General features: G+C 69.5%; 20 protein-coding genes. 9 read left to right on the top strand and 11 right to left on the bottom strand.

Annotated elements, in window-relative coordinates:
• Positions 1–24: 24 nt before the first annotated feature.
• Positions 25–1,002, bottom strand: a complete 978-nt coding sequence (locus tag F0Q34_RS07500) for a quinone oxidoreductase family protein (RefSeq protein ID WP_149811542.1) — start codon at positions 1,000–1,002, stop codon at positions 25–27.
• The gene (locus F0Q34_RS07495) at positions 999–1,469 is read right to left on the bottom strand and encodes a methylated-DNA--[protein]-cysteine S-methyltransferase (RefSeq protein WP_149811541.1); all 471 of its coding nucleotides are present in this window, start codon (positions 1,467–1,469) and stop codon (positions 999–1,001) included. Before F0Q34_RS07495 ends, F0Q34_RS07500 begins: the two co-directional genes overlap by 4 nt.
• A 130-nt stretch (positions 1,470–1,599) precedes the next feature.
• Between F0Q34_RS07495 and F0Q34_RS07490 the strand changes: the two genes are divergently transcribed.
• The 6 genes from F0Q34_RS07490 to F0Q34_RS07465 are packed head-to-tail and all read left to right on the top strand — an operon-like array spanning position 1,600 to position 7,492.
• On the top strand, positions 1,600–1,995 hold the full coding sequence (locus tag F0Q34_RS07490; protein WP_456316236.1) for a (2Fe-2S) ferredoxin domain-containing protein: 396 nt from the start codon (positions 1,600–1,602) through the stop codon (positions 1,993–1,995).
• 5 nt (positions 1,996–2,000) lie between these two features.
• Positions 2,001–3,311, top strand: a complete 1,311-nt coding sequence (mnmE, locus tag F0Q34_RS07485) for a tRNA uridine-5-carboxymethylaminomethyl(34) synthesis GTPase MnmE (protein WP_149811540.1) — start codon at positions 2,001–2,003, stop codon at positions 3,309–3,311.
• Positions 3,312–3,335: 24 nt separating this feature from the next.
• Entirely contained in the window at positions 3,336–5,207 is a 1,872-nt protein-coding gene (gene mnmG, locus F0Q34_RS07480; protein ID WP_149811539.1) for a tRNA uridine-5-carboxymethylaminomethyl(34) synthesis enzyme MnmG, read from the top strand.
• Positions 5,204–5,830: a 16S rRNA (guanine(527)-N(7))-methyltransferase RsmG gene (rsmG, locus tag F0Q34_RS07475; RefSeq protein ID WP_149811538.1), complete on the top strand. Its 627-nt coding sequence runs from the start codon at positions 5,204–5,206 to the stop codon at positions 5,828–5,830. The genes mnmG and rsmG overlap by 4 nt, the downstream gene beginning before the upstream one ends.
• On the top strand, positions 5,826–6,638 hold the full coding sequence (locus F0Q34_RS07470) for a ParA family protein (protein WP_456316238.1): 813 nt from the start codon (positions 5,826–5,828) through the stop codon (positions 6,636–6,638). The genes rsmG and F0Q34_RS07470 overlap by 5 nt, the downstream gene beginning before the upstream one ends.
• A complete protein-coding gene (locus F0Q34_RS07465) occupies positions 6,635–7,492 on the top strand; it encodes a ParB/RepB/Spo0J family partition protein (RefSeq protein WP_149811536.1) in 858 nt (285 codons plus the stop codon). Before F0Q34_RS07470 ends, F0Q34_RS07465 begins: the two co-directional genes overlap by 4 nt.
• 16 nt (positions 7,493–7,508) lie before the next feature.
• On the opposite strand, the gene F0Q34_RS07460 is transcribed toward F0Q34_RS07465, so the two are convergent.
• From F0Q34_RS07460 to F0Q34_RS07435, 6 genes are all read right to left on the bottom strand, one after another.
• Positions 7,509–8,783 (bottom strand): alpha-hydroxy acid oxidase, encoded by a 1,275-nt coding sequence (locus F0Q34_RS07460; RefSeq protein ID WP_241665376.1) that lies wholly within the window; start codon positions 8,781–8,783, stop codon positions 7,509–7,511.
• A gap of 254 nt (positions 8,784–9,037) precedes the next feature.
• The gene (gene holA, locus F0Q34_RS07455) at positions 9,038–10,075 is read right to left on the bottom strand and encodes a DNA polymerase III subunit delta (protein ID WP_149811535.1); all 1,038 of its coding nucleotides are present in this window, start codon (positions 10,073–10,075) and stop codon (positions 9,038–9,040) included.
• Between the two features lie 7 nt (positions 10,076–10,082).
• Entirely contained in the window at positions 10,083–10,655 is a 573-nt protein-coding gene (gene lptE, locus F0Q34_RS07450; RefSeq protein ID WP_161600794.1) for an LPS assembly lipoprotein LptE, read from the bottom strand.
• A complete protein-coding gene (gene leuS, locus F0Q34_RS07445) occupies positions 10,648–13,227 on the bottom strand; it encodes a leucine--tRNA ligase (protein WP_149811533.1) in 2,580 nt (859 codons plus the stop codon). Before leuS ends, lptE begins: the two co-directional genes overlap by 8 nt.
• Positions 13,228–13,349: 122 nt before the next feature.
• Positions 13,350–13,862 carry a DUF3576 domain-containing protein gene (locus F0Q34_RS07440; protein ID WP_149811532.1) on the bottom strand — a complete coding sequence of 171 codons (513 nt, stop codon included), beginning with the start codon at positions 13,860–13,862 and terminating at the stop codon, positions 13,350–13,352.
• Between the two features lie 100 nt (positions 13,863–13,962).
• Positions 13,963–15,201: a porin gene (locus F0Q34_RS07435; protein ID WP_149811531.1), complete on the bottom strand. Its 1,239-nt coding sequence runs from the start codon at positions 15,199–15,201 to the stop codon at positions 13,963–13,965.
• A 246-nt stretch (positions 15,202–15,447) separates the two neighbouring features.
• Here F0Q34_RS07435 and F0Q34_RS07430 point away from each other — a divergent pair, with 246 nt between their 5' ends.
• Positions 15,448–16,119, top strand: coding sequence for a YggS family pyridoxal phosphate-dependent enzyme (locus F0Q34_RS07430; RefSeq protein ID WP_149811530.1), 672 nt, complete (start codon positions 15,448–15,450; stop codon positions 16,117–16,119).
• 29 nt (positions 16,120–16,148) lie between these two features.
• On the opposite strand, the gene F0Q34_RS07425 is transcribed toward F0Q34_RS07430, so the two are convergent.
• Both F0Q34_RS07425 and F0Q34_RS07420 read right to left on the bottom strand, forming a co-directional pair.
• Positions 16,149–17,039: an alpha/beta hydrolase gene (locus F0Q34_RS07425; protein ID WP_149811529.1), complete on the bottom strand. Its 891-nt coding sequence runs from the start codon at positions 17,037–17,039 to the stop codon at positions 16,149–16,151.
• 46 nt (positions 17,040–17,085) lie between these two features.
• Positions 17,086–18,708, bottom strand: a complete 1,623-nt coding sequence (locus F0Q34_RS07420; RefSeq protein ID WP_174242003.1) for an ABC transporter substrate-binding protein — start codon at positions 18,706–18,708, stop codon at positions 17,086–17,088.
• A 215-nt stretch (positions 18,709–18,923) separates the two neighbouring features.
• On the opposite strand from F0Q34_RS07420, the gene F0Q34_RS07415 reads away from it, so the two are divergent.
• Positions 18,924–19,904: a Bug family tripartite tricarboxylate transporter substrate binding protein gene (locus F0Q34_RS07415; RefSeq protein ID WP_161600793.1), complete on the top strand. Its 981-nt coding sequence runs from the start codon at positions 18,924–18,926 to the stop codon at positions 19,902–19,904.
• A 67-nt stretch (positions 19,905–19,971) separates the two neighbouring features.
• A complete protein-coding gene (locus F0Q34_RS07410; protein ID WP_149811526.1) occupies positions 19,972–20,793 on the top strand; it encodes a nitroreductase family protein in 822 nt (273 codons plus the stop codon).
• A gap of 43 nt (positions 20,794–20,836) precedes the next feature.
• Here the strand turns inward: F0Q34_RS07410 and F0Q34_RS07405 are convergent, their stop codons facing one another.
• Entirely contained in the window at positions 20,837–21,559 is a 723-nt protein-coding gene (locus tag F0Q34_RS07405) for a haloacid dehalogenase type II (RefSeq protein ID WP_149811525.1), read from the bottom strand.
• Between the last annotated feature and the right edge of the window lie 36 nt (positions 21,560–21,595).

Genomic DNA, 21,595 nt, shown 5'->3' with positions numbered 1-21,595 from the left:
GACCACCATCCGGCAAGGCCGCCTTCAGGGCAGCAGGATGGTGGAGCCGGTGGTTTGGCGGCTTTCCAGCGCCCGGTGCGCCTCGGCGGCATCCTTCAGCGGGAAGCTCTGGTTGATCTGGATCTTCACCGCGCCGGACTGCACCACGGAAAACAGGTCGGTGGCGGTGGCGACAAGGTCGGAATGGCGGGCGGTGTAGGTCGCCAGGGTCGGGCGGGTCAGGAACAGGGAACCCTTGGCCGCGAGCAGGCCGATATTGACCGGAGGCACGGGGCCCGAGGCATTGCCGTAGGACACCATCATCCCGAGCGGTGCCAGGCAATCCAGCGACGTCATGAAGGTGTCCTTGCCGACGCTGTCATAGACCACGGGCAGCATGGCGCCGCCGGTGATGTCCTTCACCCGTGCCGGCAGGTCATCCTGGCCTGAGATCAGCACATGCGCCGCGCCATGGGCCTGCGCCAGGGCCGCCTTCTCGGGCGTGGAAACCGTGCCGATCACGGTGCAGCCCAGTGCCTTGGCCCATTGGCACATGATCAGCCCGACGCCGCCGGCCGCGGCATGCACCAGGATCGTGTCCCCGGCCTTCACCGGATAGGTGCGGCGCAGCAGGTATTGCGCCGTCATGCCCTGCAGCATCATCGCCGCGGCGGTGCGGCTGTCGATGTCGTCGGGGATCTTCACCACGCGGTCGGATTTGAGGGTGCGCGCTTCCGCATAGGCGCCAATCGGCGCCATGGCGTAGGCAACCCGGTCGCCCACGGCGAAATCGGCCACCTCGCTGCCCACAGCCTCCACCACGCCGGCGGCCTCCATGCCAAGCGTCGCCGGCAGGGAAGGAACCTTGTAGAGGCCGTTGCGGAAATAAACGTCGATATAGTTCAGGCCGATCGCCTCATGGCGCACCAGCACCTCGTCGGCCTTCGGAGCGGGGAGGGGCACTTCCTCCCACACCATCTTCTCCGGACCGCCATGCTCGTGGATGCGGATGGCATGGATCATGGCTGGGTTCCTTGCTGGCGCCGCGCGCGGCGCTCCAGTTCGAGAAGATAGGTCTTCGTGGCCGGGCCATCGCCACCGGAATAGCCGCCCAGGGCACCGCCACCCGCCACCACGCGGTGGCACGGGATGATGATGGGAATCGGGTTGGCGCCATTGGCCTGGCCAACGGCGCGGGCGACGGAGCCGATCGCGCGCGCCACTTCGCCATAGGAACGCGTTTCGCCGGGCGGGATTTCCCGCAGGGCCGCCCATACGCGCTGCTGGAAGACGGAGCCATGCGGTGCCAGCGGCAGGTCGAACTCCGCCCGCTGGCCGTCGAAATAATCCTGCAGCTGGTCGCGCGCGGCCAGCAGAAGGGGGGTTTCCGCCTGGTCGCGGCCACGCCCCCAATCCAGCGCAACAATCGCCCCGTCCTCCTCGGACAGGGTCAGTGCGCCAATGGGGGTGAGAAGGGAGAGTTGAGGCATCAGGGCGATTCGACACGCTCTGCCCGCAGCGTCAAGGCCTCCCGTGCCGGTCGGCGGCAGGGGTGACTGGCCGATGCCACGGCGCGTCGTTAGATGAGGAATGGTCCGCCCCATACGCTGCTGAAGGATGATGCCCGTGACCCAGGCCGCCGCCCCCGAAGCCACCGTTCCGGTGGTGGAGACGCAGGATCCACCCGCCTATTTCCAGGCGCATGTGTTTGTTTGCTGCAACCGCCGGGCGGAGGGGCACCGGCGTGGCTCCTGCGCCGCGAAGGGCAGCGAGAAGCTGAAGGACTACATGAAGTCGCGCGCCAAGGAACTCGGCATCCCCGCCATCCGGGTGAACCAGGCGGGATGCCTGGACCGTTGCGAGTTCGGCCCGGCCATCGTGATCTATCCCGAAGGCATCTGGTACCGCGCTGAAACGCGCGAGGATGTCGATGAAATCCTGCGGGCGCATCTGGTGGAAGGCGGCCGGGCGCGGCGGCTGATGCTGACGGAAAAGGACGTGGTGCCGAAAGGCTGAAGGGGATGTCCGGCTTCGACACCATCTTCGCCCTGGCATCCGGCGCCGGGCGGGCGGCCGTGTCGCTGCTGCGCCTGTCGGGGCCGCAAAGCGGCGCCATCCTGGCCAGGCTGGCGGGTGGCCTGCCGCGGCCCCGCATGGCCAGCCTGCGCCGCCTGCGGCACCCCCTGGAAGGGGAGGTGCTGGACGAGGCGCTGGTGCTCTGGTTTCCCGCGCCCCGCTCCTACACCGGCGAGGATGCGGCCGAGCTGCATCTGCATGGCGGGCGCGCGGTGCTGGACGGCGTGACGGAAGCATTGCTGGCCTGCGGCGCCCGTCCCGCCGAGCCGGGCGAGTTCACCCGCCGCGCCTTCCTGAATGGGCGGATGGACCTGACCGCCGCCGAAGGAATCGCCGACCTGATTGAGGCCGAGACGGCGGTGCAGCGGCGCCAAGCGCTCCGGCAGGCCGGTGGGGCGCTTGCCGATCTTTATGGCGGCTGGGCGGAACGCCTCACCCGCCTGCTGGCGCATCAGGAAGCCGCTATCGAATTCGCCGAGGACGGCATCCCCACCACGCTGGAAGACGAGGTCCGGGAAGCGGCCCTGGCGCTGGCCGCCGGGATCGAGGCGCATCTGGCCGATGGCGGGCGTGGCGAGCGGCTGCGGGAAGGCTTGTGGGTCGCCATTGTCGGGGCACCGAATGCCGGCAAGTCATCCCTGCTGAACGCCCTGGTGGGCCGGGAGGCGGCGATTGTTTCGGCGCGCGCGGGCACCACGCGGGATGTGGTGGAGGTGCGTCTGGATCTGGCGGGGGTGCCGGTCTGGCTGGCCGATACCGCCGGCCTGCGCGACACGCCGGACGAGATCGAGGCGGAAGGCGTCCGACGGGCCCGCCGCCGGGCCGAGGAAGCGGATCTGGTGATGGCGGTGTTCGCCGCCGACCGCGCCGCCGACCCGGCGACCCTGGCCTTGGTGACGCCGGAAACACTGGTTGTCGCCAGCAAAAGCGACCTCGCGCCACCTTCCGTGCAAGAAGCAGCGTTGGCCGTGTCGGCACGAACGGGAGACGGGATGAAAGCGCTGCGCCAGCGCTTGGAGGATCTGGCTGCCGACCGGGCTGGGCTGACAGCAGAGGCCAGCCTGACCCGGCCCCGCCATCGCGCCGCGCTGATGGAAGCGGCGTCCTGGCTGCGGGAGGCGCAGGCGGCACCCTTGCCGGAACTATCCGCCGAATCCCTTCGCGCGGCGCTGCGCGCCCTGGGGCGGCTGACCGGGCACGTGGGGGTTGAAGACGTGCTCGACGTGGTCTTTGGGGATTTCTGCATCGGAAAGTAGGCCACGTCCCGCTATATCAGGGACATGCGCGATACCGATTTCGATGTTGTTGTGGTGGGTGGCGGCCATGCCGGCACCGAGGCCGCCGCCGCTGCCGCCCGATGCGGCGCCCATACGCTGCTGTTGACGCACAAGCTGGAAACCCTGGGCGAGATGTCCTGCAACCCGGCCATTGGCGGGGTGGGGAAGGGGCATCTGGTGCGGGAGGTCGATGCGCTGGACGGCCTGATGGGTCGCGCCGCCGACGCAGCGGGGATTCACTTCAAGCTGTTGAACCGCAGCAAGGGGCCGGCTGTCCGTGGGCCTCGGGCCCAGGCCGACCGTGCGCTTTACCGTAAGGCCGTGCAGGAACTGCTGGCAGCGCAGCCCGGATTGACGATCCGCGCCCTGGCGGCGGAAGGGATCGAGCGGGATGCATCCGGCCGCGTGACGGCTGTCCTGACCGCGGATGGCGCGCGGATCGGATGCGGAGCGCTGGTGATCACGACGGGCACTTTCCTGCGGGGCGAGATCCATATCGGGGAAACCCGCATTCCCGCCGGGCGCGTTGGCGATGCCCCCGCCATTGGGCTGGCCCTGGCGATTGAGGCGCTTGGCCTGCCGATGCGGCGGCTGAAGACCGGCACGCCGCCACGGCTGGATGGCCGCAGCATCGACTGGGCAAGCCTGGAGATGCAGCCCGGCGATGCCGAGCCCGAGCCCTTGTCCTGGATGACGGACCGCATCACCAACCGGCAGGTGGAATGCGGCATCACCGCCACGACGCCGGAGGGCCATGCCCTGATCCGGGCCAATCTGCATCGCGCCCCGATCCATTCGGGGCAGATCCAGGGTGTCGGCCCGCGCTACTGCCCTTCCATCGAGGACAAGGTGGTGCGTTTCGCGGAGCGGGAGAAGCACCAGATCTTCCTGGAGCCGGAAGGCCTGGAAGATCCCACCGTCTACCCCAACGGCATTTCCACCAGCCTGCCGGAAGATGTGCAGCAGGCCTTCCTGTCCACCATCCCGGGATTGGAACGGGCGGTGATCCTGCGGCCCGGCTATGCCATCGAATACGACCATGTCGATCCCCGCGCCTTGCGTCCGACGCTGGAGGTGCGCGCTGTGCCGGGCCTGTTCCTGGCCGGACAGATCAATGGCACTACCGGCTATGAGGAGGCCGCGGCGCAGGGGCTCCTGGCCGGCATGAATGCCGCCGCCCTTGCGGGGGACGTCCGGGCCGACCGTGTGTTGGCGCGCACGGAGGCTTATCTGGGCGTGATGGTGGATGACCTGGTCCTTCAGGGCGTCAGCGAGCCTTACCGCATGCTGACCGCCCGGGCGGAGCACCGCTTGTCGCTGCGTGCCGACAATGCCGGCCTGCGGCTGACCGAGCAGGGGATTGCCTGGGGGGTCGTGGGGCCGGAGCGGGCAACCAGGTTCCAGGCCTTTGCCGCCGCCGTGGCGGATGCCAAGGTAAGGGCCAGGTCGGAAGGTGGATCGCCTGCGGCCTTGAAAGCGGCAGGGATCGCGATCAACCAGGATGGCCGCTGGCGCAGCCTTCTGGAGATCCTGGCCCTTCCCGATCTGTCGGTGGATGCGGTGGAGGCTGCCTTCCCCTGGCTGCGCGCCCTTCCGGCCGATGTGCGGGCACAGGTGGAGGCGGAAGCCTTGTATGCGCCTTATCTGGAGCGGCAAGCCGCTGAATTGCGGCTTCTGCAAAGGGAGGAGCGCGTGACCATTCCGCCCGGCCTGGATTTCAGCACCATTCCCGGCCTTTCGAATGAAATGAAGCAGCGATTGCAGGTTGCGCAGCCGGGAAGCCTGGGAGGAGCCGGGCGGGTGCCCGGCGTCACGCCGGCTGCCCTGGCCGCCCTGGCCGTGCATCTCCGTCGCCGGGAAGGACGTTTCACGTGAAACAGGAAGAAGTGCTGCAGCTGCCGGGCACGCTGGATGTTTCACGTGAAACGCAAGGCCGGCTCGATCGCTTCGCCGATCTGTTCATGCGCTGGAATGCGCGCATCAACCTGATGGCCGGACAAGACTTGAAGGTTCTGCGCCATCGCCACATGGCGGATTCCCTCCAATTGCTTCCCTTGATTTCACAAGGAGAGGGGCCCCTTGCCGATCTTGGTTCCGGCGGCGGCTTCCCGGGGCTGGTGCTTGCCATGGCGCTTGAGCGGCCTGTGCATCTGGTGGAGTCCGACCGGCGAAAGGCGGCCTTTCTGCAGGCTGCCGCAGCCGAACTGAAGCTGCGCCACGTTCACATCCATGCCGAGCGGATCGAGGCGGTGCGTCTGCCGCCCATCGCCGTGCTGACGGCACGCGCCCTGGCTCCGTTGGAGAGCCTGCTGGGCTGGGCTTCCCGCCTGATGGCGCCGGATGGGGTCGCGATCTTTCCGAAAGGCCGCTCCGCCTCCTCAGAACTGGAATCCGCACGGGCGGCGGGCTGGACAATGGACGTCGAGCGGTTCAAGAGCAGCACAGACCCTGAAGCCACACTCCTTCGCATCACTGGAATCCGCCGTGCCGGCGATTAAGCCCTCCCTGCGACGCATCGCTCTCGCCAACCAGAAGGGCGGCGTCGGCAAGACCACCACCGCGATCAACCTCGCCACGGCCCTGGCCACCAAGAAGCGCGTGCTGGTGATCGACCTCGATCCGCAGGGCAATGCTTCCACCGGGCTGGGCCTGCCGCGCAGCGAGCGTGGCGCCGGCTCCTATGCCCTTCTGGTCGGCCAGAAGCCCTTATCGGAGCTGATGCGGCCCACGCGGGTGCCGGACCTGTTCCTGCTGCCGGCCGACAATGATCTGGCGGGAGCCGAGATCGAGCTGGTTGGCCTGGAACACCGGGAACACCGGCTGCGCCTGGCCCTGGAGGCCGCCGCCGATACGTTGAAGGGCTTCGACTTCATCCTGATCGACTGCCCGCCTTCCCTCGGCCTGCTGACCCTGAACGCCCTTGTGGCCGTTGAATCGGTTCTGATTCCCCTCCAGGCGGAGTTCTTCGCCCTGGAAGGCGTTTCGCAGATCACCCGTACCATTGACCGTGTCCGGCGCGTCCTGAACCCTGGGCTGACGCTGGATGGCATCGTGCTGACCATGTTCGACCGCCGCAACAACCTGTCGGAGCTGGTGGCGGCCGACGTCCGGGCCTTCTTCCGAGACAAGGTGTTCGAGACCGTGATTCCCCGCAACATTCGCGTCAGCGAGGCGCCCTCCCACGGCCTGCCGGTGCTGCTCTACGATCCACGTTCAACCGGCGCACAATCCTATATCAAGCTGGCGGCCGAACTGCTGCGGCGGGAGCGGCTGCGGGGTGGCAAGGATGGGAGCAAGGCGGCATGAGCGCACGCAAGCCAGCCCGGCTGGGCATGGGTCTTTCCGCCTTGCTGGGTGACAGCAACACCGCAACCCCGGTGACCGCCAGCGCGCCGCGAAGCCTGCCGGTGGAGTCGCTGGAGCCGGGCCCCTTTCAGCCGCGTGGGCCCATCGACCAGTCGGGCCTGGCGGAACTGGCCGCTTCGATCCGCGAGCATGGGGTTCTGCAGCCCATTCTGGTGCGGCCCAAGCCCAATGCGCCCGGCACCTACCAGATCATCGGCGGAGAGCGGCGTTGGCGCGCGGCGCAGCTGGCGCAGCGCCACGAAGTGCCGGTCTTCGTACATGAGCTGGATGACCGTGCTGCGCTGGCCGCTGCCCTGGTGGAGAACCTGCAGCGCGAGGATCTGAACGCCCTGGAGGAAGCCCAGGGCTACAAACGCCTCACCGAGGAATTCGGCCTGACCCAGGATGCGCTGGGCCAGGCGGTCGGCAAGAGCCGCAGCCATGTCGCCAACATGCTCCGCCTGCTGGCCCTGCCGCCCAAGGTGCGCGACATGGTGGAGCGCGGCGCCTTGTCCGCTGGCCATGCGCGCGCCCTGCTGACAGCCTCCGACCCTTTGAAGCTGGCGGAGATGGTGGTGACGCGGGGCCTGAATGTGCGCCAGACCGAGGCCCTCGCGGCGGCGGCGGAGCGCATCAGGCCACGCCCTGACGCCATCAGCGAGGATGCCGACACCAAGGCGCTGGAACGGGATCTGGTGGCCAGGCTGGGGCTGAAGGTGGCCATCCAGCACGGCAAGAAAGGCGGCAGGATCACCATCGCCTATCGCGACCTGGATCAGCTGGACGGCCTGATCAGGCTGCTCACGCCCACCTAGAGCGGGAGGGCCGCCTTCAAAGAGCGGCCCCTGCTGAATTCCCGACCGGCCCGGCCCCGCTGATCCGCATCAGGTGCTGTGGCCCGAGTTCGCGTGGGGATAGGCATCCCAGCAAGGCGAGGTTCCGGTCCACCTCCTGCGCCAGGATATCGATTCCGTGCCGCACGCCGGCTTCCCCGGCCACCGCGGCGGCATACAGGAAGGGGCGCCCGGCGAAAACGAAATCGGCGCCCAGCGCCAGCGCCTTCAGAACATCCGCCCCCCGCCGGACGCCACCATCCATCATCACCGCCATGCCGCCGGCCACCGCCCGCACCTCCGCCAGGGCGCGCAGGGCCGAGATCGCTCCGTCGAGCTGGCGCCCGCCATGATTGGAGACGATGACGCCATCCACTCCTTCCGCGGCTGCCCGCCGCGCATCCTCGCCATGCAGGATGCCCTTCACCACCAGATGCCCTTTCCATTGCCGCCGGATCTGGGCGATGTGGGACCAGTTCAGGTGGTCCCGCGCGCCGAAATCGCGCTCCACATTGCGGGCGATGATGGGGGCCCCGCGCTCGGCGAAGCTGTTCTCGAAATGCGGCATGCCATGGTGCCGCAAGGTGCGGAACATGGTGTCCCACAGCCAGCGCGGGCGGATGGCCCCGTCCCAGGCCAGCCGCAGGGATGGCTTCAGCGGGGTGGAGAAGCCGGTGCGGATGTTGTTTTCCCGGTTGCCCATGGTGGTGGTGTCCACCGTCACCACCAGCGTGCCGAAGCCGGCCTGGAGCACGCGGTCCAGCAGGCGCGCGATGCGGCTTTCATCCACAGGAAGATAGGCCTGGAACCAGCTTTCCGGCGCTTCCCGCGCCACATCCTCCATCCGGATCAGCGAGGAGCCGCTCAGGACCATCGGGACCCCGGCCTCCCGCGCGGCCCGTGCCAGGGCGATGTCGCCGCGATAGGCCATCATGGCGCTGAGGCCCATGGGGGCGATGCCGAAGGGCGCTCGGTATTCCTCCCCCAGCAGGGTGGTGGCGATGCTGCGCCGCGAAACGTCAATCATGTAGCGGGGCCGGAAAGCCCATTCGTCGAACGCCGCCCGGTTGTCGCGATAGGCCGCATTGGTTTCCGCCGCGCCCGCGACATAGCCAAAGAGAGGCCGGGGAAGGACCCGTCTCGCCGCCGGCTCGAAATCATCAAGGGCCAGGATCCGCCGCAGGCGACGCGGCACGCCCTGGCCGACGGAGCGGTAAATGGCCCTGGGCGGCGGTGGCACGGAAACGGCGGCGCCCTTGTTCTCCATGCTCATGCCGCCACCCTTTTCCGAAACGTGTCAGGGAGAAGGGCAGGTATCCGGCGTCCCAGGGGGCGTCTCGTGCCGGACAGGTGGAAGGGCCTTGTCCAGGAAAAGGCCGGAACTGGCCGGGGCATGAATAGCGCTCCTTCTGCTTCTGCGGAGCGAGCGGAATGGCCGATCCGGTTCGTGGTTCATCGTGGCAAGGCGGATTTTGGCCTGTCAACCTGCCGCTAAAGCAAGGCCGCGCTGGCGGCCAAAGGCGGCAATCAGCCGCGCCGCTTCAGGGACAGGGCATGCCGCGCCAGCTGCAGGATCGCCGCGCGCGCCACCACGGCATCGGGGATCGGCCGGGCGATGGAGCCGGATTTGCCCTGCTTCTCTGCCTCCAGCAGGGCGCTGCCCGCCGCAGCCAGCGCCCCCGGCGGCCAAAGCCGCAGCGCGCGCTCGAAGCCGGGCTTCGCCCGGAAGAACACGGGTGGCCGCAGGGCCTCCAGCGCCACGGCAGGGGGCTGTCCCTGGGCCACACCCAGCGCCGCCAGGTGCAGGCGCTGCACATGCCGCAGCGCCGCGCGCAGCACCGCGATGGGACTGGCGCCCTCGGCGAAGGCGGCATCCAGCGCCCGGTCGGCCAGCGGCACGTCCCCGGCTGTTGCGGCGATCAGCGCCTCGTCCAGATCAAGGGTGGAGCCTTCCCCGGCACAGGCCACCACATCCTCCTCCGACAGCCGGCCGCCTGCGCCTGCGTAGAGGGCCAGCTTTTCCACCTCGCGCCGCAGCAGCATGCGGTCCTCGCCGAGGCGGTTCGCCAGCCATTCCAGGGCGGCCGGGTCGGCGCCGACATCCTGTTCCTGCAGCAGCCGCCCGATCGTCGCCGCGAGCTCGGCGCCCCGCTCCCGGTAACAGGGGATCACGGCGGCCGCCGGATGCGGCTCCAGCAGGTTTCGCAGCTTCGCCCTGGCCGGCAATTCCCCGGCCTCCAGGATCACCAATGCCTCGCCCGGACCGGCCAGGGCGTCCTTCACCGCGCCGGCCAGCGCGTCGGCCGCGTCGCGCACCCGCACCACGCGCCGTCCGCCGGTCATCGACAGCGCCGCCATCTCGCCCGCCAGCACGCCAGACTTCGCCGCGGCCTCGCGCGGCAATTCGGTGAGGCGGAACGGGTCGTCGCCGCCCAGCACCGCCTGCTGCAACGCTTCCGCCCGTTCGCGGATCAGCCCGGCATCCTCGCCATGCAACAGCGCCACGCGGCAGCCACCCGGCTCCTTCAGAAAGGCCGTGACGCGGCGGGGGTCGATCTTGGCCAATGGCCGCTCAGGCGGCGGAGGTGCCGCGCAGGCTGATGCTCAGGCGCAGCACGATGTCGTCGGCCAGTTGCCGGATCAGCCGCTGGAACATGGCATCGCGCGCCGCATCGCCGGCGAAGAACTGGTTGTCCGGCACGTCATAGGCATCGAAGGCGCGCTCGGAACCCTGCGCCAGCACCACCGCCGGCGTGCCCCGGTCCCGCAGCAGCCAGTTGCCGGTCACGGTGCTCCGCACGCGGGATGGCGTGCCGTCGCGGCGATAGCCTTCGAGTTCGTTGGCCACATACAGGCTGACCCGCAGCTCATGGCTCATCCCGCTCGCGCCCGACGCGCCCAGGCGTTCCTGCAGGGCGCGCCGCAGCAACTGGCCGGAGCGTTCGGGAATCAGCGCCACCTCGGTCGAGGACAGGATGGCGCGCACATCGGGGCTGGCATCCTCCACCGCCGCAGAGCCGCCTCCGGGCGCGTAGAGCGGCCGGAAGCCGCATCCGGCCAGCGCAGCCGCCGACACGCCCAGAAGGCCGCCCAGCCGCAGCAGACGCCGCCTGGAGGGCAAGCCGCCGGCCACAGGGTCAGGCAACGAAGTTGACGATGCGGCCGGGGACATGGATGCGCTTCCGGATGGGGCGCCCGGCAAGGGCGCGCTGCACGTTCTCCTCCGCCTCCGCCGTGGCGAAGATGGTGGCCTCGTCGGCGCCGACCGGCACCTCGATGGTGGCGCGCAGCTTGCCCAGCACCTGCACGGCCAGGGTGACGCTGTCCGCCTTGGCAATCTCGGCGTCCGATTCCAGCCAGGGCAGCGTGGCCACCAGCGGCGCGCCCGGCCGCAGCATCGACCACAATTCTTCGGCCAAATGCGGCATCATCGGGCTGATCAGGCGGGCGGCGGCTTCCAGCGCTTCCCGCCGGGCCGCGGCATCCGCGCCCTGATGCGCTTCCAGCACATTCGCGAATTCATGGATGCGCGCCACGGCGACGTTGAAGGCGAAGGTTTCCAGCGCCTCCGTGACGGCGGCGATGGTGCGGTGCGTCGCCCGGCGCAGGTCGCGCGCCGCGTCGGCGGCTGGCAGCACCTCCGGAGCCGGCAGGGTGGGCAGAGCATTGTGCACCAGGCGCCACAGGCGCTGGCTGAAGCGCGATGCTCCGGTCACGCCCGCCGTGGTCCATTCCATGTCCCGGTCCGGCGGGTTGTCGGACAGGATGAACCAGCGCGCGGTGTCGGCGCCGAACTGGTCGATGATCGCGCCGGGGTCGATGGTGTTGCGCTTCGACTTCGACATCTTGTCGTTGCGCGACACCGTCACGGGCAGGCCGGTCGCTTTGTCGGTGGCCGAGCCGTCGGCGGCCACGTCCACCTCGTCCGGTGCCAGCCAGCGGCCATCCTTCGCGCGGTAGGAGGCATGCTGCACCATGCCCTGGGTGAACAGCCCGGCGAAGGGCTCCGGCGCCTGCATCTTGCCCATGCCGGACAAGGCGCGGGTGAAGAAGCGGGAATACAGCAGGTGCAGGATCGCGTGCTCGATGCCGCCGATATACTGGTCCACCGGCAGCCAGCCATTGGCGGCCTCGGCCACCAGCGGGGTGCCGGCCTTGGGCGCGGTGAAGCGGGCGAAATACCAGGACGAATCGACAAAGGTGTCGAAGGTGTCGGTTTCGCGCCGCGCCGGCTTGCCGCAGGACGGGCAGCCCACATGCTTCCAGGTCGGATGGTGGTCCAGCGGGTTGCCGGATTTCGAGAAATCCACGTCCTCCGGCAGGGTCACCGGCAATTGCTCGTCCGGCACCGGGACGACGCCGCACGCCTCGCAATGGATCACCGGGATCGGGCAGCCCCAGTAGCGCTGGCGCGACACGCCCCAGTCGCGCAGCCGCCAGTTCACCACGCCGGTGCCGGCGCCCTGCTTTTCCAGCGCGTCGATCGCGGCGCGCTTGCCTTCGGCGGTGCCGAGCCCGTCGAGGAAGCCCGAATTGAACAGCGTCCCGTCTTCCGTATAGGCGGTGTCGCCGATCTGGAAGCTGGCCGGGTCCGCGCCTGGGGGCAGGATGACGGGCGGCACCGGCAATGCGTATTTGCGGGCGAATTCAAGGTCGCGCTGATCGCCGGAAGGGCAGCCGAAGATGGCGCCTGTGCCGTATTCCATGAGGACGAAATTGGCGATCCAGACCGGAAAGGTTTCGCCGGTGAAGGGGTGCCTCACCCGCAGACCGGTGTCGATGCCGCGCTTTTCCGCCTGCTCGATGGCCGCCTCGGAGGTGCCGAGGGAACGGACCTCGGTGATGAACCGGGCGATCTGCGGGTTGTTCGCGGCGGCGGCGGCGGCCAGCGGATGCTCGGCGGCGACGGCCAGGAAGCTCATGCCGAACAGCGTGTCGGGGCGGGTGGTGAACACCTCCACCTCGGGAATGCCCCCGGCCGGGGTTTCCAGCGCGAACCGCACACGGGCGCCCTCGGAGCGGCCGATCCAGTTGGCCTGCATCAGCTTCACGCGCTCGGGCCAGCGCTCCAGCCCATCCAGCGCGGAAAGCAATTCCGGCGCGAATTTGGTGATGGACAGAAACCACTGGGACAGCTTCTTCTTTTCGACCACCGCGCCGGAACGCCAGCCGCGGCCGTCGATCACCTGCTCATTGGCCAGCACGGTGTGGTCCACCGGGTCCCAGTTGACCCAGCTTTCCTTACGCTCGGCAAGGCCTGCCTTCAGGAAGTCCAGGAACAGCTTCTGCTGGTGCCCGTAATAGGACGGGTCGCAGGTGGCGAATTCACGGTCCCATTCCAGCGACAGGCCCATGCGCTGCAACTCGGCCCGCATGGCGGCGATGTTGGCGTAGGTCCATTGCGCCGGATGCACGCCGCGCTCCCGCGCCGCGTTCTCGGCCGGCAGGCCGAAGGCATCCCAGCCCATCGGGTGCAGCACCTGGTGCCCGCGCGCCCGCTTGTAGCGCGCCACCACATCGCCCAGCGTGTAGTTCCGCACATGCCCCATATGGATCTTGCCCGAGGGGTAGGGGAACATCTCCAGCACGTAGTATTTCGGGCGGTCGCCGGCTGGCACGTCCGGCACGCTGAAGCAGCGCTGCGCGGTCCAGGCTTCCTGCCAGCGCGGCTCGGCGGCGGCGAAGTCATAGCGGGCTGGGGTGGCGGCGTCATTCATGGGATGCGGCAATCAGCAAAAACGGGCGACCGCCAAGGGATAGGGGCTGGGCGGCGGCAAGGGAAGGGTCGGCGGCGCGCAGGGCAGGCGGGAGCCTGCCCCTGGGGCTGGGCGGCGCCGGGTCAGCGGCTGGCGGTCTGGCTGCGCAGCTCGCGCGCCCGGGCCAGCACCTGGTTCTCCAGATCGGTGTTGGTGCTTTGCGCCACCGGGGCGTCCACCCAGTTGCCGCCGCGCTGTTCCTGGCGGAACACCGTCACCCGCACGCCGTCCGAGCGCAGCTGCCGGCCCAGGATATAGGCCGTGGCGCGGAAGCGCTCACCCGGGGTGGAGGGGGGCGAATACCAGTCGGTGATGATGACGCCGCCGAACGGGTCGGCCGAGGTCAGCGGCAGGAAGGACAACGTGTCCAGCGTGGCCCGCCACAGATAGGCGTTGACGCCGAGCGCCCCGCCATCCTGCGCGGCCTGCGGCGAGGACCGGTCCGTGCCCAGCAACAGGATGCCGTCCGAGCCGGTGAGCCGGCCCTGCACGCGGGCGCGCCGGCTGTCGTCGTAATATTCGTCATTCTGGACCTGGCGGCCGTAGCCGCAGGCGGCGAGGGGGATGATCAGCCCGAGGGCGAGGAGCTTGCGCATGGCCGCCGCACGATAGGCGGCCCAGAGGGGGGATCAAGCGCAAAAACGAAAAGGGCGGCGGGTTTCCCCGCCGCCCCCAGCTTTCCGGTCCCGAAAGGGATCAGAAGGCCATGCGGATGCCCGCGATGAACACGTTGACTTCGGTCTTGTTGCCGATGCCCTGGCCGCGGTCCTGGCCGCCTTCCTTGGTCGTGCCCTGGGTGTACTCGGCCACCAGGGCCAGGCCCGGAGCCAGCGCGTAGTTGGCGCCGACCGACCAGATCTGGTCCTTGCGGGCCGCCGGGTTGTTCACGTTACCGGCCGAGGTCTGCCAGTTGGCGTTGGCGCCAACCGTCAGGGCCTGCATCGTGTAGGACGCGCCCACGAACAGGTTGTTCAGGTTGCGGTCGTCGATGCCCTGGTTCAGCACCGTCAGGCCGGCGTTGGAACGGCCAATGGCGTAGTTCGCGCCAACCGTGGCGCCGTAGGCGGTCGCCTGCAGGCCGAACACGCCAACCGCCAGGCCGTCAGCCGAGGCGCCGTCCGTGTTCTTGGTGGCGCCGCTGCCGATGTAGCCCGCGGTGGCGGCCAGGCCGACACCGGCGAAGGAACCGCGATAGCGCAGGGCGGCCTGCACTTCGTTCTTACGGCGCGCGCCGGCAACGCCGTAGGAATAGGAGTCGGCGCGGTCACAGTTGACGCCGAAGGTCTCGCAGCCGCTGTCCTCGCCCTCGGCGTCGTTGAAGCCGAAGGACGCGCCGAAGTCGAAGCCGAAGAACTGCGGCGAGGTGTAGATCACCTTGGTGCTGTCGTTCAGGTAGCCACCGGCGATGTAGGCCGGGCGATAGTTGCCGCCGACAACGTTGTCCCAGGCGTCACCGTCGACACCGCCGGTGCCGAAGTTGGTGATGAAGCCGTTCGCCATGGCGCCGAGCACCACGCCGTCCTCGTCACCGAAGCGCAGCTGGCCGGCGGTGGGGGAGGACACCCACACATACATCTCGTCCGTGTCCATGGACGTCTTGGTGGCGGTGCCCGCAGTGGCCTGGCGGTTCTGGTCCACCTGCACTTCGATCGTGGTGCCGTAGCTGATGCCGTTGGCAGCCTTGCCCTCGACGATCACGTGGATCTCGGCGTCGGAGGTGAAGTCGGACTTGCCCAGATTGGCGCCACGGCGGCCGGCGGCATCAAACGTCTGGCCCGAGGCGGCCGTCCGGCCCTGATCCTGGTCGGTGAAGGCGTAGTTGAAGCGGAAATAGCCGCCGACGCGAACCGTCGGAGCCTGCTGCGCCGAAGCGTCGGCAATGCCGAGCACGGCGGTGGCGACGACAGCAGTGGTCGCCAACAGAATCTTGCGCATCCCAAGTCCTCCTCACGCGCCGGAGCATCCGGCTTGTCCCGCGGCCCGCCTGCCCCCCTCGGCAGGGTCCTGCGCAAGAGATATTGCAGGGCTGAAACAGGCCTGGGGAGACTATGCTTCGCAGTTGAGTGGGCGGGCAATGCTCCGCTTGCGGCTCGCGCGACTTCCTTGAAACACTGTGGCGCGGGCGCCACAGCCAGGGCGGGCGTTCCTCTATGCGGCGGGCTGGGCTAGGCTGGCCCCGCCATGTCCAGCATCGCCGAGAACATGAAGCAGGTGCGCGCGCGCATCGCCGAGGCCGCCCTTCGCGCCGGGCGCGCGGCGGACGCCGTCACCCTGGTCGCCGTGTCCAAATTCCACCCCGCCGAAGCGGTGGCCGCCGCGCTGGCCGCGGGCCAGAACTGCTTCGGCGAGAACCGGGTGCAGGAGGCCGCCGGGAAGTTCCCCGCCCTGCGCCCGGATCATCCGGACCTGCGGCTGCACATCATCGGCGCCCTGCAAACCAACAAGGCAAGGGATGCCGTGCGGGTGGCCGACGTGATCGAAAGCCTGGACCGGCCCAGGCTGGCCGCGGTTCTCGCCGAGTCGATGGCCCGGGAAGGGCGCCGCCCGCAGGTTCTGGTGCAGGTGAACACCGGGCGGGAGCCGCAAAAGGCCGGCATCCTGCCCGAGGCGCTGGATGACTTCGTGGCCGAATGCCGGGAAAGCCATGGCCTGCCGGTTGCCGGCCTGATGTGCATCCCGCCTGCCGAGGAAGACCCGAACCCGCATTTCGCCGCCCTGGCGGAGGCGGCCGGGCGGTTGCGACTCGGCACGCTGTCCATGGGCATGAGCGGCGATTTCGAGGCCGCCATCGCCCATGGCGCCACCCATGTCCGGATCGGCACCGCCATTTTCGGGAACCGGCCGGCCTTGTAGCCGGCAAGCCGGCACCCGCCGCAGCCTTCCTACAGGGAGGACCGCCCGCCCCATCCGGCCAGCACCGCGTCTTCCGGCATGGTGTTCTCGAACCACAGGCTGGCGGCAACGCGGGACATGGCGGCGCCGTCATGGCCGATATGCGGCACGCTTTGCAGGCGCCAGCGGCAGGCCATGCCGAGTCGCTCCGCCGCCGCCCGGCCGGCCGCCAGGTAGTTCCGCGCCCGGGCATAGCGGTGCGGCCCCTGCGCCACGGCGGCGGCGTTGGCCGGCAGGCTGGGGCCGCTGGTCTCGATGTCCTGCTCGCCCGCCAGGATCAGCAGCGGGAAGTCCAGCAGGCGGCGCAGGTCGTCCTCCCGCAGCCCGATGCCGCCCAGTCCCTCAGGGAAGGGCTTGTCCAGCACCGGCAGGCTGTACCAACCCGGATTGCCGACGGCGATCGCCTCGAAGGGGGTGAGGTCCTGGGTCGCTGCCATGCGGTGGCCGAACTGCCCGCCGGCCGAATGGCCAAAGAAATGCACCTTTTCCCGTTGCGTGACGCCGGCCTGGCGCAACAGGGCGAAAACCCGCGCCGGCACCTCGTAGCCCCATTGGTGGCGCGGGCGCAGGCTGCCATCGGCGGCCAGGACGTGGCCGTTGTTGTAGGTGTCGGGGTCCGGGTACTCGGCATGGCCGAAGGTAGGGGCGACGATCAGCAGCTTGTGGGCGTCTGCCGCGGGGATCCAGAAATCACGGTATTCGTCGCCATTGCGGTTCATGCCGTGCTGCACGATCACCACCGGGCTGTCGGCGGTGAAGCCATCCGGGCGGTAGGTGTGCAGCACCAGCGGGCGGGAAGGGTCGCCCGCCTGGTCAACAAAGGGGATCGCCTGGCGGCCAAGCGGCGCCAGCGCCGCGGCCAGGGTATCGGCAAAGCTCATCAGAACATCCTGCTTGAAGGGCGCGGCGGGGTTCATTCCGCTCGATTCATTCCGCCGGGCGGATCTCGGCGGCGCTGGTGGTCTGGTCCATGCGCCCGCCATAGGCGAGGCCCTTGCGCATCGCCCAGACGGCATTCTCGAAATGCACCGGAACCACCGGCATCTCGTCCACCGCGACCCGGCTGGCCTGTTGCAGCAGCCCGCCCCGGGCGGCGGGGTCCATGGTTTCCATGGCGCGGCCCGTCAGCCCGTCAAAGGCCGGGTTCGACCAGCCGCCGTAATTGCTGGTGCCGAGGCCCTGCGCCCGGTCGGAGGTCAGCAGCCAGGAGCGGAAGAACATCAGCGTCTCGTCCGCGTCGGCCGCCCAGCCGCCCATGGAAACCGAGAACTCCTTCTTGCCCCGCCGCCCGAAGAACACGGAGGAAGGCATGGCATCGAGCTCCACCTTCACGCCGATGCGGTTCCAGAACTGCGCCAGCGCCTGCGCCAGCCGGGCATCGTTGATGTAGCGGTTGTTGGTGGCGTGGAAGGTCAGGGCGAAGCCGTCCTTGTAGCCGGCCTCGGCCAGGAGCTGCTTCGCGCGCGCCGGGTCGTAGGGCAGCACCGGCAGGCCGGGGAGGGTGCCCGTCATGCCCTCCGGCAGGTATTGCGCGGCCGGGGTGGCGACGCCGTCCATCACCCGCTCCTGCACCGCCTTGCGGTCGATGGCGAGCGACAGCGCCTGCCGCACCCGCACGTCCTGCAACGGGTTCCGGCCCTGCCCGCCATTGACGAAGGGGCTGGGGCTGCGGCCGGTGTCGAGCTGGATGAAGATCAGCCGAGTGGTCGGCTTGTTGGCCAGCACGAAGCCGGGGTTCTTCCGCAGATTCGCGAGGTCACCCGTGCCGGGGCTTTCGATCACGTCCTGGTCGCCCGCCAGCAGCCCGGCCATGCGCGGCCCGGCGGCGGTGACCGGCGTCAGCCTGACCTGCGCCCAATGCGGCTTGTCGCCCCAGTAATCGTCGTTCCGGTCCAGCTCGATGGCGCCGCCCGGGGTGTAGCTCCTCAGCTTGAAGGGGCCGGTGCCGATGGCGGCGGAGGTGTCGTTGAACTGCTGCGCGGTGGGCCAGGGGCCGGCGAAGCCGCAATCCTCGCCCTTGCCGAAGTCCAGCGTGGCGCTGCCGGCCAGTGTCCGCGGCAGGATGGCCAGCCGTTCCAGGTCGTTCAGCAGCAGCGGCTCCGGCACCTTGGTGGTGAGGCGCAGGGTGCGCTCATCCACCGCTTCCAGCCCGGCGATGCGGCGGGTGACGCGGGAAAAGGACTGCACCACCTCCCCGGGATTGTTCAGGGTGCGGCAATAGCTGAACACCACATCCGGCGCGCCGAAGGCCTGGCCGTTGTGGAAGCGCACACCGTCGCGCAGGTGGAACACCCAGGTCAGGTCGTCCAGGCGCTCCCAGCGCGTGGCCAGCCCCGGCCGCACCTTGAGGTCGGCATCCACCTCGGTCAGCGCCTCGAAGATGTGCTGCTGCAGGGTGGTGTTGGGCGTCAGGGAATAATTGTGCGGGTCGGCCGAGGTGGTTTCGCCCGACATGGCGATGCGCAGGGTCTGCGCGGCGGCGGAATGGCCGGCAAGGGTGGCGCCAAGCCCGGCCAGCAGGGCCAGGACGGTGCGGAAGGGGGCTGGCATGAACATGTCTCCAGGTAGCGCTCCCGGAGAACACCCGCGGACGGCGGAATGCAACCATGCAGGCCAGGAAGGCGGCGCGGCCCGAGGCCTTGTCTGCCGGAATATGGCGCTCTTCCCCTTGGCGCCGGGGCGGCTGGCGGGCAGTTTGTTCACCATTCAATCCAAGAATGGGCGGAGCGCCAAGCCCCGCCACCCTGCCAAGGAGGATCTCCACCATGCCGACACGCCGCCAAGTGCTGGGCGCGCTGGCCGCCGCGCCCGCCTTGTCCCTGCCGAGCCTCGCCCGGGCGCAGGCCGACTACCCCACCCGGGCGATCCAGATGCTGGTGGGCTTCGCCCCCGGCGGCGGCACCGACATCGTGGCCCGGATGCTGGCGCCGGCGCTGCAGGCGCGGCTGGGGCAGCCGGTGGCGGTGGAGAACCGGCCCGGCGCCAGCGGCACCATCGCTTCCGCCGCGGCCGCGCGTGCCCGCCCCGATGGCTACACGCTGGTGATGGGCACGGTCAGCACGCAATCGGTGGTGGCGCCGCTGATGGCCAACCCGCCCTATGACCAGATGCGCGACTTCACCCCGCTGACCCTGGCCGGCACGGTGCCGATGGTGGTGATGGTGCCGGGCAACGCGCCCTACCGCGACCTGGCCGGGCTGCTCGACTATGCGCGGAAGAATCCGGGCAAGCTGAACTACGCCTCCTCCGGCGTGGCGACGCAGCAGCACCTGTCGGCGGAGATGCTGAGCCAGGCCGCAGGGGTGTCGATGACCCATGTGCCTTATCGCGGCACCGGGCAGGTGGTGAACGACCTGCTGGCCGGCACGCTGGACCTCGTCATCGACACCCTGCCCACGCATCTGCCGCATATCCGCGGCGGCGCCACCAGGGCGCTGGCCGTGACCACGCCCGACCGCGTGCCGGTGCTGCCCGACCTGCCTACGGTGGCGGAAAGCGGCTTCCCCGGCTTTTCCATCACCACCTGGTACATGCTGCTCGGTCCCGCCGGCCTGCCGCGCCCGGTGGTGGACCGCTGGAGCGAGGCGATGAACGCCGCCCTGTCGGAGCCCGCGCTGCGGAAGAGGCTGGAGGAAACCGGCTACCTCGTCGGCGGCGGCAGCCCGGAGGACGCGGCGGCGCTGGTGCGGCAGGAGGCCGAGCGCTACGGGGCGCTGGTGCAGCGCGCCGGCATCCGCATCGACTGAGGGGGGCGGCAAGGAGGGCGCGGCGCGCCCTCTGGCCTGCGGCGGCGGGCTGCCGCAGGATGCCGAAATGAACAGCGAACAACAGGCCGCCCTGGCCGCCCGCTATGGCAAGGATGCCATCCCCCCCGCCGGACCCTGGAACGCGGTGATCGCCGAGCTTCTGGCGCACCGCTCCATCCGCGCCTACCGCCCCGACCCGCTGCCGGCCAACACGCTGGAAACCCTGGTGGCGGCCGCCCAGTCCGCCGCCACCTCCTCGAACATGCAGACCTGGTCGGTGGTGGCGGTGACCGACCCGGCCACCAAGGCGGTGATGGCCGAGGTGGCGAACGGCCAGAAGCATATCGAGCAATGTCCGCTTTTCCTGGTGTTCCTGGCCGACCTGTCGCGCAATGAGCGGCTGGCGGCCGAGGAAGGCACCACGCTGGAAGGGCTGCCTTACCTGGAAACCTTCCTGGTCGCCGCGCTGGATGCGGCGCTGGCGGCGCAGAACGCCGTGGTCGCCGCCGAGTCGCTGGGCCTGTCCACCGTCTATATCGGGGCGTTGCGCAACGACGTGGTGCGGGTGGCGCGAGCACTCGACCTGCCGCCGGGGGTGATGGGCGTGTTCGGCCTTTGCATCGGCTATGAAGACCCCGCGCGACGGGCCGAGGTGAAGCCGCGCCTGCCGCAGCCCGCCGTGCTTCACCATGAGCGCTATGACGCTTCGGGCGAGCCGGCCCACCGCGCCACCTATGACGCGGCCTTGTCTGATTTCAGCATCCGCAACGAGATGAGCGCCACCCGCTGGACCGACCGCGTGCTGGCGCGCTGGGGCAAGATCAGGTCGCTGCATGGCCGGGACGAGCTGAAGGCGGCGCTGCGGCAGCTGGGCTTCCCGCTCCGCTGACGCCGCCGCAGCCCCGGCCGCTGGCCGGGGCGCCATTCCGGCTTCAGGCCATGGCTTCCTGCCGATGCGCCCGCGCCATGGCGATCAGCGACGGGAAGCGGAACTCGTAGCCGGTGCCGGAAGGCGGCGGCACCGTGGCGCCCCAGCCTTCCTGTCCTTCCCGCCGGTCGATCCAGGCCGAGGCCAAGCCCGCCTTCTTGGCCGGCGCGTGGTCGTGGAACAGGCTTTGCGCGGTGTGCAGGATGTCGGCGCGGCCATGCCCCTGCTCGGCCAGGCGCGCCAGCATGAAGTCGAAATTGCGCCGATCCGGCTTGTAGCTGCCAATCTCCTCGGCGGTGTAGACGGCGTGAAAGGCGATGCCGAGCCGCTTCTGGCTGGCGGCGAAGCTCCGGCGGTCCACGTTGGACAGCACCACCAGCGTGTAATGCTGCCCGAGATAAGCCAGCGCCTCGGCCGAATCGGGAAAGGCGGGCCAGTCGGGCACGGAAGCGCCGAAGCGCGCATCCAGCCGCGCATCCGGCTCCACCCCCCATTCATCGGCCAGCCGCGCATGGACCCGCGCCAGCAGCTCGGCATAGGGCATGCCCGGTGTTTCTGCCTGCTGGGCCGATTCATGCTGGGCGAAGGCTTCCAGCACGGCGTCCTGCGGCAGGTCCAGGCCGCCGCGCATCAGCAGCGGCTGCAGGGCCTCGTGGATGCCGCTTTCCCAGTCGATCAGCGTGCCGTAGCAGTCGAAGCTCAACACGCGGAAGTCATGCAGGCGCATCGTGTTCCTCCGGCGGGCCGAAGCCGGCAGCGTGCC

It is taken from the genome of Teichococcus oryzae (assembly GCF_008386565.1).
Lineage (GTDB): Bacteria > Pseudomonadota > Alphaproteobacteria > Acetobacterales > Acetobacteraceae > Pseudoroseomonas > Pseudoroseomonas oryzae.
This window is presented reverse-complemented; position numbering and strand designations above follow the sequence as displayed.